The 13,513-nt window shown below is 69.4% G+C and carries 13 protein-coding genes; 5 read left to right on the top strand and 8 right to left on the bottom strand.

Annotated features, from left to right (window positions below; all coding sequences use genetic code 11):
* Positions 1 to 6: 6 nt before the first annotated feature.
* Both ACWDAG_RS01770 and ACWDAG_RS01765 read left to right on the top strand, forming a co-directional pair.
* Positions 7 to 1,587 (top strand): glycoside hydrolase family 13 protein, encoded by a 1,581-nt coding sequence (locus tag ACWDAG_RS01770; RefSeq protein WP_450693585.1) that lies wholly within the window; start codon positions 7 to 9, stop codon positions 1,585 to 1,587.
* Positions 1,588 to 1,663: 76 nt separating this feature from the next.
* A complete protein-coding gene (locus ACWDAG_RS01765; protein ID WP_450693584.1) occupies positions 1,664 to 3,805 on the top strand; it encodes a discoidin domain-containing protein in 2,142 nt (713 codons plus the stop codon).
* Here ACWDAG_RS01765 and ACWDAG_RS01760 read toward each other — a convergent pair.
* The 7 genes from ACWDAG_RS01760 to ACWDAG_RS01730 form a co-directional block, all read right to left on the bottom strand.
* Positions 3,774 to 4,586 carry an ABC transporter ATP-binding protein gene (locus ACWDAG_RS01760; RefSeq protein WP_450693583.1) on the bottom strand — a complete coding sequence of 271 codons (813 nt, stop codon included), beginning with the start codon at positions 4,584 to 4,586 and terminating at the stop codon, positions 3,774 to 3,776. The two genes, ACWDAG_RS01765 and ACWDAG_RS01760, sit on opposite strands and share 32 nt — an antisense overlap.
* A 24-nt stretch (positions 4,587 to 4,610) precedes the next feature.
* On the bottom strand, positions 4,611 to 5,387 hold the full coding sequence (locus ACWDAG_RS01755) for an ABC transporter permease (RefSeq protein WP_450693582.1): 777 nt from the start codon (positions 5,385 to 5,387) through the stop codon (positions 4,611 to 4,613).
* Complete coding sequence (locus tag ACWDAG_RS01750; protein WP_450693581.1) at positions 5,384 to 6,157, bottom strand: ABC transporter permease; 774 nt, start codon at positions 6,155 to 6,157, stop codon at positions 5,384 to 5,386. The genes ACWDAG_RS01755 and ACWDAG_RS01750 overlap by 4 nt, the downstream gene beginning before the upstream one ends.
* Complete coding sequence (locus tag ACWDAG_RS01745) at positions 6,154 to 7,122, bottom strand: ABC transporter substrate-binding protein (protein WP_450693580.1); 969 nt, start codon at positions 7,120 to 7,122, stop codon at positions 6,154 to 6,156. The genes ACWDAG_RS01750 and ACWDAG_RS01745 overlap by 4 nt, the downstream gene beginning before the upstream one ends.
* 249 nt (positions 7,123 to 7,371) lie before the next feature.
* On the bottom strand, positions 7,372 to 8,307 hold the full coding sequence (locus tag ACWDAG_RS01740; RefSeq protein ID WP_450693579.1) for a PDR/VanB family oxidoreductase: 936 nt from the start codon (positions 8,305 to 8,307) through the stop codon (positions 7,372 to 7,374).
* Positions 8,304 to 8,483: a hypothetical protein gene (locus ACWDAG_RS01735; RefSeq protein ID WP_450693578.1), complete on the bottom strand. Its 180-nt coding sequence runs from the start codon at positions 8,481 to 8,483 to the stop codon at positions 8,304 to 8,306. The genes ACWDAG_RS01740 and ACWDAG_RS01735 overlap by 4 nt, the downstream gene beginning before the upstream one ends.
* Positions 8,480 to 9,553, bottom strand: a complete 1,074-nt coding sequence (locus ACWDAG_RS01730) for a Rieske 2Fe-2S domain-containing protein (protein ID WP_450693577.1) — start codon at positions 9,551 to 9,553, stop codon at positions 8,480 to 8,482. The genes ACWDAG_RS01735 and ACWDAG_RS01730 overlap by 4 nt, the downstream gene beginning before the upstream one ends.
* A 192-nt stretch (positions 9,554 to 9,745) precedes the next feature.
* Between ACWDAG_RS01730 and ACWDAG_RS01725 the strand changes: the two genes are divergently transcribed.
* Together ACWDAG_RS01725 and ACWDAG_RS01720 are read left to right on the top strand one after the other, a co-directional pair.
* Positions 9,746 to 10,267 (top strand): AAA family ATPase, encoded by a 522-nt coding sequence (locus ACWDAG_RS01725; protein WP_450693576.1) that lies wholly within the window; start codon positions 9,746 to 9,748, stop codon positions 10,265 to 10,267.
* Positions 10,268 to 10,310: 43 nt separating this feature from the next.
* A complete protein-coding gene (locus ACWDAG_RS01720) occupies positions 10,311 to 10,946 on the top strand; it encodes an ATP-binding protein (protein ID WP_450693575.1) in 636 nt (211 codons plus the stop codon).
* A gap of 18 nt (positions 10,947 to 10,964) precedes the next feature.
* Here ACWDAG_RS01720 and ACWDAG_RS01715 read toward each other — a convergent pair whose 3' ends face one another.
* The gene (locus tag ACWDAG_RS01715) at positions 10,965 to 11,189 is read right to left on the bottom strand and encodes a hypothetical protein (protein ID WP_450693574.1); all 225 of its coding nucleotides are present in this window, start codon (positions 11,187 to 11,189) and stop codon (positions 10,965 to 10,967) included.
* A gap of 195 nt (positions 11,190 to 11,384) precedes the next feature.
* On the opposite strand from ACWDAG_RS01715, the gene ACWDAG_RS01710 reads away from it, so the two are divergent.
* The gene (locus tag ACWDAG_RS01710) at positions 11,385 to 13,442 is read left to right on the top strand and encodes a phosphocholine-specific phospholipase C (protein WP_450693573.1); all 2,058 of its coding nucleotides are present in this window, start codon (positions 11,385 to 11,387) and stop codon (positions 13,440 to 13,442) included.
* The last annotated feature ends 71 nt before the right edge of the window (positions 13,443 to 13,513 follow it).

Genomic DNA, 13,513 nt, shown 5'->3' with positions numbered 1-13,513 from the left:
AGCACAGTGGGACAGCCCCGCCATGCCCCCACGGAGTGGTGGCGCTCCGCCGTCATCTACCAGGTCTACGTCCGCAGCTTCGCCGACGGCGACGGCGACGGCACCGGTGACCTCGCCGGCGTCCGCGCCCGACTGCCCTACCTCGCCGAACTCGGCGTGGACGCCCTGTGGTTCAGCCCCTGGTACCTGTCACCGCTGAAGGACGGCGGCTACGACGTCGCCGACTACCGCGCGATAGACCCGGCCTTCGGCACCCTCGCCGAGGCGGAGAAGCTGATCGCCGAGGCCCGCGAACTCGGCATCCGCACGATCGTCGACATCGTCCCGAACCATGTCTCCGACCGGCACCCCTGGTTCCGCGCCGCCCTCCTCGGCGGCCCCGAACGCGAGCTGTTCCACTTCCGTCCCGGCCGCGGCGCCCACGGCGAACTCCCGCCCAACGACTGGACGTCCCAGTTCGGCGGCCCCGCCTGGACCCGGCTGCCCGACGGCGACTGGTACCTGCACCTCTTCGCCCCCGAACAGCCCGACCTCAACTGGGCGCACCCGGCGGTCCGCCAGGAGCACGAGGACATCCTGCGGTTCTGGTTCGAGCGCGGTGTCGCCGGAGTCCGCATCGACTCGGCCGCCCTGCTGGCCAAGGACCCCGCCCTGCCGGACTTCACCGAGGGCCAGGACCCGCATCCGTACGTCGACCGGGACGAACTCCACGACATCTACCGCTCCTGGCGTGCCGTCGCCGACGAGTACGACGGCATCTTCGTCGGCGAGGTCTGGCTCCCCGACCCCGAACGCTTCGCCCGCTATCTGCGCCCCGACGAACTCCACACGGCCTTCAACTTCGCCTTCATGACCTGCCCCTGGGACGCGCGCAGGCTGCGTAAGTCGATCGACGAGACCCTCGCCGAGCACGCACCCGTGGGCGCCCCCGCCACCTGGGTGCTGTGCAACCACGACGTCACCCGCACGGTCACCCGCTACGGCCGCACGGACACCGGCTTCGACTTCGCCTGCAAGGCCTTCGGCACCCCGGCCGACCTCGCCCTCGGCACCCGGCGCGCCCGCGCGGCCGCCCTGCTGTCACTCGCCCTGCCCGGCGCGGTCTATGTCTACCAGGGCGAGGAGCTGGGCCTGCCCGAGGCCGACATCCCCCTCGGCCGCATCCAGGACCCGATGCACTTCCGGTCGAACGGCACCGACCCGGGACGCGACGGCTGCCGGGTGCCACTCCCATGGGCTGCCGGGGCGCCGTATGCGGGATTCGGCAGCCGTACGGAGCCCTGGCTGCCGCAGCCGGACGGCTGGACGTCGTATGCCGTCGACCGGCAGGACGCGGACACCGGCTCGATGTTGGCTCTCTACCGCGCGGCCATCGGGCTGCGCCCCGTGTTCGGCGACGGACCCCTCACCTGGGAGCCCGCACCCGAGGGCGTCCTCGCCTTCAGCCGGTCCGGCGCCCGGTGCCTGGTGAACCTCGCCGACATCGCCGTCGACCTGCCGGCCCACCCCCAACTCCTCCTCGCCAGCGGCCCCTTGGACGCCGAAAGGCGACTGCCGAAGGACACCGCGGTCTGGCTGCGCGCCTGAGCCGCACCGCGCCCTCCCCGCCATCCCCGCACCCCCACCTCGAAGGGATCAGCACATGCACAGGACTGTCAGGGGCATGCCAGCAGCTATGGTCGTCGCCCTCTCCGCCGGTCTGCTCACCGCCACGGCCCCCGCCGCACATGCCGCCTCCGGCGCCACCCTGCCCTTCACCTCCGTCGAGGCCGAGTCCGCAACCACCACCGGCACCAGGATCGGCCCCGACTACACCCAGGGCACCCTCGCCTCCGAGGCCTCCGGGCGCCAGGCCGTTCGGCTCACCTCGGGCCAGCGCGTCGAGTTCACCGTGCCGCGCGCCGCCGATGCCGTGAACGTCTCCTACAGCGTCCCCGACGGCCAGTCCGGCACGCTCGACGTGTACGTCAACGGCCAGAAGATCACCAAGACGCTCGCGGTCACCTCCAAGTACTCGTACATCGACACCGGTTGGATCCCGGGCGCCAAGACCCACCACTTCTTCGACAACGCCCGGCTGCTGCTGGGCCAGAACCTCCAGGCCGGTGACAAGATCGCCTTCCAGTCGACCGGCACCCAGGTCACCGTCGACGTGGCCGACTTCGAGCAGGTCGCCGCTGCCGGCGGCCAGCCCGCCGGGTCGGTCTCGGTCACCTCCAAGGGCGCCGACCCCACCGGCAACGGCGACTCCACCCAGGCCTTCCGGGACGCGATCTCGGCCGCGCAAGGGGGAGTGGTGTGGATCCCGCCCGGCGACTACAGGCTGACGTCCTCGCTCAGCGGCGTCCAGAACGTCACCCTGCAGGGCGCCGGCAGCTGGTACTCCGTCGTGCACACCTCGCGCTTCATCGACCAGTCGAGTTCCTCGGGCGGTGTGCACATCAAGGACTTCGCGGTGATCGGCGAGGTCACCGAGCGGGTCGACTCCAACCCGGACAACTTCGTCAACGGCTCGCTGGGGCCGAACAGTTCGGTCTCCGGCATGTGGATCCAGCACATGAAGGTCGGCCTCTGGCTGATGGGCAACAACGACAACCTGGTCGTCGAGAACAACCGCATCCTCGACACCACCGCCGACGGCCTCAACCTCAACGGCAACGCGCACGGGGTCCGTGTCCGGGGCAACTTTCTGCGCAACCAGGGTGACGACTCGCTCGCCATGTGGTCGCTGTACTCCGCCGACACCGACTCCAGCTTCGAGAACAACACCATCTCGCAGCCGAACCTCGCCAACGGCATCGCGATCTACGGCGGCACCGACATCTCCGTCAAGAACAACCTGGTCGCCGACACCAACGCCCTCGGCAGCGGTATCGCGATCTCCAACCAGAAGTTCCTCGACCCGTTCTCCCCGCTGGCCGGCACCATCACCGTCGACGGGAACACGCTCGTGCGCACCGGCGCGATGAACCCCAACTGGAACCATCCCATGGGCGCGCTGCGCGTCGACTCGTACGACAGCGCCATCAACGCCACCGTGAACATCACCGACACGACCGTCACCGACAGCCCGTACAGCGCCTTCGAGTTCGTCTCCGGTGGCGGGCACGGGTATCCGGCCGGCAACATCACCGTCAGCGGTGCGACCGTGAAGAACACCGGCACGGTCGTCGTCCAGGCGGAGACGCAGGGCTCGGCGAAGTTCAGCAACGTCCAGGCCACCGGCGTCGGCGCGGCGGGCATCTACAACTGCCCCTACCCGTCCGGCTCCGGCACCTTCACCCTCACCGACGGCGGCGGCAACTCCGGCTGGAACAGCACCTGGGCCGACTGCTCGACCTGGCCGCAGCCCGGCCAGGGCAACCCCGATCCCGACCCGAACCGCAACCTCGCCAAGGGCCGCCCGGCCACCGCAACCGGCTCGCAGGACGTCTACACGCCGGGCAAGGCGGTCGACGGCGACGCGAACAGCTACTGGGAGTCGACCAACAACGCCTTCCCGCAGTCCTGGACGGTCGACTTCGGCTCCACGCAGACCGTGCGCCGCCTGGTGCTGAAGCTGCCGCCGTCCGCCGCCTGGGGCGCCCGCACCCAGACGATCACGGTGCTCGGCAGCACCGACGGCTCGAACTACTCGACCGTCGTCGGCGCCACCGGCTACCGCTTCGACCCGGCGACCGGCAACACGGCCACCGTCTCCCTGCCCGCGAGCACGAACCTGCGCCACCTGCGGCTGACCGTCAGCGCCAACACGGGGTGGCCCGCAGGCCAGTTCAGCGAGGTGGAGGCGTATTCGACTTCGTGACCGCGTCCTGCGGGGTTCCGCGCTTCGCCGCCTGGATCCGCTCGTACACATGGGTCCGCAGCTCGGCGAAGCGCGGGGCCACCCTGGTGCGCAACTGGTCCCGTTCGTCGGGCAGATCGACCTTCAACTGCTCCTGTACGACGGTGGGGGAGGCGGAGAGGACGACCACCCGTTCGCCGAGGTAGACCGCCTCGTCGATGTCATGGGTGACGAACAGGATCGTCATCCCGCGCTCCCGCCACAGCGCTCGTACCAGGTCCTCCAGATCGGCGCGGGTCTGCGCGTCGACCGCCGCGAACGGCTCGTCCATCAGCAGTACGCCGGGCTCATAGGCAAGCGCCCGAGCGATGGCGACGCGCTGCTGCATACCGCCGGACAGCTGCCACGGGTACGCCCCCGCGGCGTCCGTCAGCCCGACCGACTCCAGCGCGTCCGCGACCAGCTCCCTGCGCCGCTCCTTGCTCAAGCCCTTCTGTTTCAGGGGGAGTTCGACGTTCTCGCCGACCCGCATCCAGGGGAAGAGGCTGCGCCCGTACTCCTGGAAGACGAACGCCATCCCCGGCGGCGGCCCACTCACCGGCTTGTCGGCGAGCAGCACCTGGCCGGACGTCGGAGTGAGCAGTCCGCCCACGCACTTCAGCAGTGTCGTCTTGCCGCAGCCCGACGGGCCGACGAGACAGACGAGTTCGCCCGCCTCGACCGTGAAGGTGAGATCACGGATCGCCTCGACGCGGCGGCCGGCACTCTCGTAGACCTTCCGCAGGCCGCGTACGTCGAGCATGGATCGCCCTTTCACGATGCTCACTCAGGACCGCCGGGTGGATGCGCGCAGACCGTGGTACCAGGCGAGCACCCGGCGCTCGACGGCCTGGAAGACCACGGAGAGCAGGAAGCCGAGCAGGCCGAGGACGAGGATCCCGGTCCACATGTCGGGGATCGCGAAGCTGCGCTGGAACTGGACGACGGTGAAGCCGATGCCGTTGCCGGCCGCGAACATCTCGCTGATGACCATCAGGATGATGCCGATGGGCAGCGCCTGGCGCAGGCCCGCGAAGATCTGCGGGCTCGCCGAGCGCAGGACCAGGCCGCGCAGGCGGGCGAGGCCCGTGATGCCGTAGGAGCGGGCCGTTTCCAGCATCACCGGGTCCACGGCGCGCACGCCCTCCACCGTGTTGAGCAGGATCGGCCAGACGCAGCCGCCGGCGATCACCACGATCTTCATCGTGTCGCCGATGCCCGCGAACAGCATGATGACCGGGATGAGGACCGGGGGCGGCACCGCGCGCAGGAACTCCAGGACCGGCTCGCAGACCGCGCGGACCCGCCGGTAGGAGCCGATGACCGTGCCGAGGGCGATGCCGACGACGGCCGCCGTGGCGTAGCCGACGGTGAGCCGCAGGATGCTCGGCAGGACGTCCGTGCGCAGGCGGTCGGCGGTCCAGACGTCCGGGAAGGTCTGGAAGACCGTGCGCAGGGGAGGCCAGAAAGGGTCGGTGCTGCCGTCCGAGGCCGCCCACCAGACGGCCAGCAGGCCCACGGGCAGGGCGAGCACGAGGAACAGCCGGAGGAGTACGCGCCTCACATCGCCACCTCCCCGCGCACCGACTGGTGCCAGGCCAGCGCCCGCCGCTCCACCGTGCGCGCACCGACGTTGATCAGGAGTCCGAGCAGCCCGGCGACCACGATCAGCGCGTACAGCTCGGGCACGGCCTGGGAGGCCTGCGCGACAGCGATCTGTCGGCCCAACCCCGGTGCGCCGATGACGAGTTCGGCGGTGATGGCGAGGATCAGCGCCACGGCCGCGGCGAGCCGCACACCCGTCATGACGTACGGCAGTGCGCTCGGCCACAGCAGATGGCGGACCCGCGCCCAGGTGCCGAGGCCGTACGAGCGTGCCGTCTCCTCGGCGACCGGGTCGACGTCCTGGACGCCGTACAGGGTCTGGATCAGTACCTGCCAGAAGGACGCGTACACGACGAGCAGCAGCACCGACTCGAGTTCGGCGCCGTACAACAGCACGGCGAGGGGGATCAGGGCCACCGAGGGGATCGGGCGCAGGAACTCGATCGTGGAGGCCGTCGCCTCGCGCAGATACGGCACGATCGAGATGATCACGCCCACGACGATCCCCGCGCCGACCGCGATCGCGAGGCCGATCGCCCAGCCGGTGAGGGTGTCGCCGAGCGCCGACCAGAACGCGCTGTCGTTGACCTCGTCCCACAGGGCGGAGGCGATACGGCTGGTCGGCGGGAAGTAGGCCTCCTTGACGAGGCCGAGCCGCGGTGCCGCTTCGCCGAGCGCGAGGAAGGCCGCGAGTCCGGCCGTACCGAGGGCGGCGTTCGCGCCCTTCATGGCAGCAGTGTGTCCAGGTCGGGGGTCTTCTTGAAGAAGCCGAACTCCTGGCCCAGTTTCTCCTGCGCCTCGATCGAGGCACGGTTCGCCTCAGCCGGCCACTTGGGCAGGGTCACCTTGGCCAGCACCGAGGCGGGAACCTTGGTGTACGTGGTGACGATCTGGCGGACCTCGCCCGGATGGGCGTTCGCGTAGGAGAGGGACTGGGCGGTGGCCGTCTGGAACTTCTTCACCACGTCGGGGTTCTGCTGGGCGTACCGCGTCGACGTGAAGTACATCGCGACGGTGAGGTCAGGGGCCACGTCGACCAGGGGCGAGGCGATCTCGCGGCCACCCTGGTCCTTGATGGTGGTGAGCGCGGGCTCGACGGCCATGGCGGCGTCGACCTGGCCCTGGTCGAGCGCGGCGGGCATCTGGTCGAAGGGGATCTCGACGAACTTCACCTTGTCCGGGTCGCCGCCCGCCTTCTTCACCGAGGTGCGCATGGACAACTCGACGATGTTCTTGAGGGTGTTGACGGCGACCTTCTTGCCCTCGAGATCCTTCGCGGTCTTGATCGAGCTGTCCTTCTTCACCAGGGCCGCTCCGAAGTCCTTGCCCTGTAAGCCGGTTGAGGCGACACCGTTGGAGATCGCCTTCACGGGCACGTTGTTGGACTGGGCGACCATGAGCGAGAACACGTTGGAGAAGCCGAACTGGTACTGGCCGGAGGCCACGCCCGGCACGATGGCGGCGCCGCCCGCGGCGAGCGTGGGCGACAGCTTCAGGCCCTGCTTCTCGTAGAAGCCCTTCTTCTCACCGAGGTAGAGGGGCGCGACATCGACGATCGGGATGAGACCCACCTTGACGGTGGTGATGCCCCCGGACGACTCACCCGCTTTCGACGAACCCCCGCCGGACGAACCACAGGCCGTCGAGACGAGCAGGAAGGCGCCGGCGCTGAGACCGGCGAACAGACGGCGCATGAATCCTCCTGTGCAGAGAACGGTGCAGAGCGTGGTGCAGCGGTGTTCCGACAGGTTGTGCGCAACGCGCACAGTAGTGCGCGGAGTTACTGAGCGGGAAGGTAGAAGCCGCAACGGATGCGGTCAATGGGCTCGCCGACAACATTGTTGACACTCTTGTCGGCTCGCTGGCCCGCACACGACTGCGCCCCCTGACGGGTGCTGCGTCAGAGGGCGCCGTCGTCGACCGGGTGCGGGCCGACCTCGGGATCACAGGTCCAGCACGAGCTTCTTCCCCCGGCAGCGGGACACACAGATCATCATCGTCTCCCCGCTCTGCTGTTCCTCGGCGCTGAGCACCGAGTCCCGGTGGTCCGGGGTGCCGTCGAGGACGTCTGTCTCGCAGGTGCCGCACGTGCCCTCGGTGCAGGAGAACAGCACCTCCACGCCGGCGGCGCGCACGGCATCCAGTACGGAGACGTCCGGCGTGACCGTGACGGTACGGCCGCTCTGCGCCAGCTCGACCTCGAACTCGCCGTTCTCGCCCGCCTCCTGGGCCTTCGGCGAGAACCGCTCGACCCGCAGCCGCTCGGCCGGGCAGCGCTCCTCGACCGCGTCCAGCAGCGGCCCCGGACCGCAGCAGTACACGAGCGTGCCCTCGGGCAGGTCGTCCAGCACCGAACCGAGGTCGAGGAGCCCGGTCTCGTCCTGCGGGCAGACGGTCACCCGATCCCCGTACCGCCCCAACTCCTCGGTGAAAGCAATGGAGTTGCGGGTGCGGCCGCCGTACAGCAGCGTCCACTCGGCGCCCGAGGCCTCTGCGGCGGCCAGCATCGGGAGGATCGGGGTGATGCCGATCCCGCCCGCGACGAAGCGGTAACGCGGCGCACTCTCCAGGCGGAAGTGGTTGCGCGGCCCGCGCACCCGTACCTTGTCGCCCTGCCCCACCTGCTCGTGCAGATGGGCGGATCCACCGCGCCCGTCCGGCTCCCGCAGCACGGCGATCCGCCACACCGAACGGTCCGCGGGATCCCCGCACAGCGAGTACTGCCGCTCCAGTTCCGGCCCGAGCACGACATCGACATGCGCGCCCGGCTCCCAGGTCGGCAGGTCCTCGCCGAGCGGGTGGCGCAGGGTCAGGGCGAGCACGCCGTCGGCCGCGAACTCCCGGCTGTCGACGACGAGTTCGGCTTCGTACACGGTCATGAGCTGTTTCCTCGCGGCGCGGCGGGCTCGTGTCCTTCGGGGTGGGCGAGCATCCACTCCCACATCTCGACCGGGTCCTGGGCGCTGTGCTCGGCGCCGCAGTGACAGGTGCCGTGCAGGACGTCGGTGCCCGGCAGCCAGTCGATGCGGTAGATCTCGCCGGTGGGGCTGCTCACAGGACCTTCTCCACGGGCTTGTCGCCCTCCTCGACCAGCCGGGCGAGGATACGGCGGGCGGCGAGGCCGCCGGTGTCGATGTTGATGCTGAGTTCCTGGTACCCGGTCCGCTCCGTGCCGAGCGTCTTGTGCAGCAGGTTGAGCGCGACCACGTCCTGCATGACCACGGTGTGGTTGTTGCTCCGCATGAACTCGGTGACCTCGGAGTCCTCCGTCGCCCAGTCGCGCGAGACGGCCCAGAAGTCGTACACCTTGCCGTCCGTCGACGGCGTGATCGCGTAGGTGATCTCGGTGTGGAAGCCGTTCGGGTCGCTGCCGTCGGCCTCCGGCAGCACGCCCACCGGTGCGATCCGGCTGTGCAGCAGATACAGACAGGGCGCGTGGTACTCGATGTCCTGCCAGCGTGTGATCCGGCCCTTGATGCCGGTGGAGTTGGCGTAGAACGGCGGGCACTCGGCGTCGTCCATGTGCCGGCTCACCCGGACGATGCCCGCGCCCTCGTCGACCTCGGTGGTGATCGGCGTCTCGGCGACCTCGGGGGTGCCGATGTAGCCGCCGTGCAGATACGTCTCGTGGGAGAGGTCGAGGAGGTTGTCGACCAGCAGCCCGTAGTCGGCGTCGATGGGCTCCATGCCGCGCATGGTGACCCAGCCGGGCGCGTCCAGGTGCCGGGCCCGGGGGATGGTCTGCGCATCGGCGAGGGCCGGGTCGCCGATCCACACCCACACCAGCGAGTCCAGCTCGACCACCGGGTAGGAGGCGACCCGGGCGGTGCGCGGCACGCGCTTCTGACCGGGCACGTACACACAGGTGCCCGTCGTGTCGTAGGTGAACCCGTGGTAGCCGCACACGAGCTTGTCGCCGTCCAGCCGGCTGGGCTTCTCGTGCAGCGGGAAGCGGCGGTGCACACAGCGGTCCGCGAGCGCGACCGGTGTCCCGTCCTCCTCCGTCCGGTAGAACACGAGCGGTTCACCGAGGATCGTCCGGCCGAGCAGTTCCTCGCGCCCGACCTCGTGGCTGTAGGCGGCGACGTACCACTGGTTCCTGGCGAAAGCGGTCATGTGCGGCATGGCGGTTCCCGTCCCTGTCGGCGGGGCTTCGTCGCCCCGCGTGCCGTGGTTGGACTCAGCGTCCTGACGGCCGCGGTGGGTGCACAAGGTGGCTTCTGTCAGGCGGAAGGGGTTCCGTGAAAAGGCTGGTCAGAGCTCTGCCCTACCTGCCCTGCCCGCTCCGCGGCCCGCACGGCGCTAGCATCGGGTCCCATGATCGTATGGATCAACGGCACCCACGGCGCAGGCAAGTCGACGACCAGTCCGCTCGTGCAGCAACTGCTCCCGGACTCACGGGTGTTCGACGCCGAGAAGGTCGGCGAGACACTCATGGACATCACGCCGGGGCTGCCCGCGACGGACAACTTCCAGCACTGGCCGCCGTGGCGGCCGCTCGTCGTCGAGACCGCCCGCCGCGTACTCGACTACACCGGCGGCACCCTGGTGATCCCCATGACCGTCCTGGTCGAGCAGTACTGGCGCGAGATCAGCGCGGGCCTCGCCCGACATGCCGTCCCGGTACGGCACTTCGTCCTCCACGCCGACCAGGACACCCTCCGTGGACGCATCGCAGGCGACCCTCTTGGACCCAACTCCCCGTTCCGTCTCAAATACGTCGAGCCCTACGCCGAGGCGGCCCGCACATGGCTGCACAGGGAGGCAGAGGTCGTCGACACCACCCACATCACGCCCGCCGAGGCCGCCCTGCAGATCGCAGAGGCCGTCAAGAGCTGACCCCCGGGATACCTGACCGATGGAGAACTCCAGGGGTTCCTGGGTGAACACCACGCATGACTGGTCCAGCGCCGTCGACCCGGACCATCTGGCATCCATACGACAGGCCCCGGAGGAGTTCGCGCCGGGCGGCCCGCGGCATCTTCTCCTTGAGGTGCTCGCCTACGCCGCTGACGAAGCATCCAGCAGGGGCGGTGGGCGCTGTCTCGTCACCCTCTGTCCGGACGGCTCCATCTCCGTGGCGGACGACGGGCGGGGCACTGACACCCGGACGGACGAGCACGGTCAGATCGTCAAGAAGCCTGTCATGGCTTCGAAGGATCTCCGGTTCTTCGACTTCCCGGACGTGGAGCGGCTTCCGGACGGCCATCCGCGTCGGGGCATGTCCGTGGTCGCGGCGCTGAGTGAGTGGCTCGTCCATACCAACCGCCGCCTCAACGGTGCCTGGACCCAACGCTACGAGCGCGGCATCCCGGTCACTGACCTGGAGCCCGTCGAGGCCGACGGCACCACCGGCACATGTGTCCACTTCAGACCGGACGGCTCACCGGGACAACTGGAAGCGCCGACGGCGGGCGAGCTCAGGCGTCTGGCAGCGATGTGGCCGGACCTCGATATCCAGGTCGTTGACCGGCGCGGCACCGGACGTTCACGGCCGGGCGAGGACGCGGGTCCGTAGCAGTGCGAGCGATGCCCGCTACACCTCGCCCGTGGCGAACAGTTCGAGGTGTCCGCACTTGGGGCAGCGGTATGCCTCTATCTGCCGGCGGGGCCGTCCCATCCGCTTGGCGCCGCCGAAGATGCCCCGCTCCAACGCGCCCTCGATCCAGCGCGCGTACCCCCGCGAGTGCTCGCCGCTGTCCTCGATGAAGCCCTGTGCCAGACCCACGGTGCCGCAATGGGTGCACGTGTAGTTGTTCATCCCGTGAGTGTAGGGAGGGTGCCTGCCTCGTCCTGCCCCGGCCGGCGCGGCCGTCGCGGCGCACCTCGCGTACCGACGACTTTCACATGGGCGCCACCGGACCCTTCCCTGACGTTTGGTGCTCTTGGAACACTCGCACCGCGCGCAATCCGTCATGTTCCGGCCATCCGCACCAGGATGAGAGGCAATCAACCCATGCCCGAAGTCAACCGGCGCCGATTCCTGCAACTCGCGGGCGCGACCACAGCCTTCACCGCCCTGTCGAACAGCATCCAGCGCGCCGCCGCGCTGCCCGCGAACCACCGCACGGGATCCATCGAGGACGTCGAGCACATCGTCGTCCTGATGCAGGAGAACCGTTCGTTCGACCACTACTTCGGCTCGCTCAGAGGCGTCCGCGGCTTCGGCGACCCGCGTCCGGTGGTGACCCGGCAGGACGGGAAGCCGGTCTGGTACCAGGCGGACGCGAGCGGCAAGGACATCCTGCCCTTCCACCCGGACGCCGACGACCTGGGCCTGGCCTTCATCCAGGACCTCCCGCACGGCTGGAACGACGGACATGCCGCCTTCAACGGGGGCAAGTACGACAAATGGGTCCCCTCCAAGGGTTCCACGACGATGGCGTACCTGACCCGCGACGACATCCCGTTCCACTACGCGCTCGCCGACTCCTTCACCATCTGCGACGCGTACCACTGCTCGTTCATCGGCTCGACCGACCCGAACCGCTACTACATGTGGACCGGTTACACGGGCAACGACGGCCAGGGCGGCGGCCCGGTCCTCGGCAACGACGAGGCCGGCTACAGCTGGACCACCTACCCTGAGCGCCTGGAGAAGGCCGGCGTCTCCTGGAAGATCTACCAGGACGTCGGCGACGGCCTCGATGCGAACGGCGGCTGGGGCTGGATCCAGGACGCCTACCGCGGCAACTACGGCGACAACTCGCTGCTCTACTTCAAGCAGTACCAGAACGCCCAGCCCGGCAGCCCGCTCTACGACAAGGCCCGCACCGGCACCGACGCCCGCAAGGGCGAGGGCTTCTTCGACCAGCTCAAGGCCGACGTCAAGGGCGGCAAGCTGCCGCAGATCTCCTGGATCGTCGCCCCCGAGGCCTTCACCGAGCACCCCAACTGGCCCGCCAACTACGGCGCCTGGTACGTCGCCCAGGTCCTCGACGCGCTCACCTCCGACCCGAAGGTGTGGGCGAAGACGGCCCTGTTCATCACGTACGACGAGAACGACGGCTTCTTCGACCACCTCGTCCCGCCGTTCGCACCGGGCTCCGCGGCCCAGGGCAAGTCGACGGTCGACGTCGGCCCGGACCTGTTCAAGGGCAGCAGCAGCCACCCCGCCGGCCCCTACGGGCTCGGCCAGCGGGTGCCGATGATCGTCGTCTCGCCCTGGAGCAAGGGCGGTTATGTCTGCTCCGAGACGATGGACCACACGTCGATCATCCGGTTCATGGAGCGTCGCTTCGGCGTGCACGAGCCGAACGTCTCGCCCTGGCGGCGGGCGATCTGCGGTGACCTGACCTCCGCGTTCGACTTCTCCCGTACGGACACGAAGCCGGTCGCCCTGCCCGGCACCGACGGCTACCGGCCGCCGGACCACAACCGCCACCCCGACTACGTGCCGACCCCGCCCGCCCACCCGGTCCTGCCCAAGCAGGAGCCAGGTCTGCGCCCGGCGCGTCCCCTCAAGTACGCCCCCCATGTGGACGGTTCGGCGGATACGGCCTCCGGGAAGTTCACACTGACCTTCGCCTCGGGAGCGAAGGCGGGCGCCGCCTTCCTGGTGACCTCCGGCAACCGCACCGACGGGCCCTGGAGCTACACCACCGAGGCCGGCAAGACGGTCTCGGACGCCTGGAACTCGGCGTACTCGAACGGCTCGTACGACCTGGCCGTGCACGGCCCGAACGGTTTCCTGCGCGTCTTCAAGGGGCCGAACAAGACCGCGGGGCCCGAGGTCACCGCCCGCCACAGCGGCGACGACATCGAGCTGACCTTCACCAACAAGGGCTCCGGCACGGTCCGTCTGAAGCTGACGGGTGGATACGGCTGCAAGCCGCGGACCTTCACGGTGCGGTCCGGAGCCACGGTGCGGCACACCGTCGACCTCGCCGCCGGCCGACGCTGGTACGACCTCACCGTCACCTCCGAGGCCGACGCCACGTTCCTGCGGCGGTTCGCCGGACATGTCGAGAACGGGCGGCCGGGGGTGAGCGACCCGGCGATCATCACGGGCTGAACTGTCGGGTAAAGGCTGGTGAACAGCGGATCGCGGGGACTGGCCAGGAGCCGGTGGGCCCGGGGTAGTGT

The organism is Streptomyces sp. NPDC001157, assembly GCF_053598255.1.
Note: the sequence above shows the minus strand (reverse complement) of the source record. Positions and strands in the feature narration are given on the sequence as shown.

Coding starts and splice junctions, on each gene's coding strand:
- ACWDAG_RS01750 (WP_450693581.1), bottom strand. CDS start 6,157: ATGAAGGGCGCGAACGCCGCCCTCGGTACGGCCGGACTCGCGGCCTTC.
- ACWDAG_RS01730 (WP_450693577.1), bottom strand. CDS start 9,553: ATGCCGCACATGACCGCTTTCGCCAGGAACCAGTGGTACGTCGCCGCC.
- ACWDAG_RS01760 (WP_450693583.1), bottom strand. CDS start 4,586: ATGCTCGACGTACGCGGCCTGCGGAAGGTCTACGAGAGTGCCGGCCGC.
- ACWDAG_RS01725 (WP_450693576.1), top strand. CDS start 9,746: ATGATCGTATGGATCAACGGCACCCACGGCGCAGGCAAGTCGACGACC.
- ACWDAG_RS01765 (WP_450693584.1), top strand. CDS start 1,664: ATGCCAGCAGCTATGGTCGTCGCCCTCTCCGCCGGTCTGCTCACCGCC.
- ACWDAG_RS01740 (WP_450693579.1), bottom strand. CDS start 8,307: ATGACCGTGTACGAAGCCGAACTCGTCGTCGACAGCCGGGAGTTCGCG.
- ACWDAG_RS01745 (WP_450693580.1), bottom strand. CDS start 7,122: ATGCGCCGTCTGTTCGCCGGTCTCAGCGCCGGCGCCTTCCTGCTCGTC.
- ACWDAG_RS01715 (WP_450693574.1), bottom strand. CDS start 11,189: ATGAACAACTACACGTGCACCCATTGCGGCACCGTGGGTCTGGCACAG.
- ACWDAG_RS01710 (WP_450693573.1), top strand. CDS start 11,385: ATGCCCGAAGTCAACCGGCGCCGATTCCTGCAACTCGCGGGCGCGACC.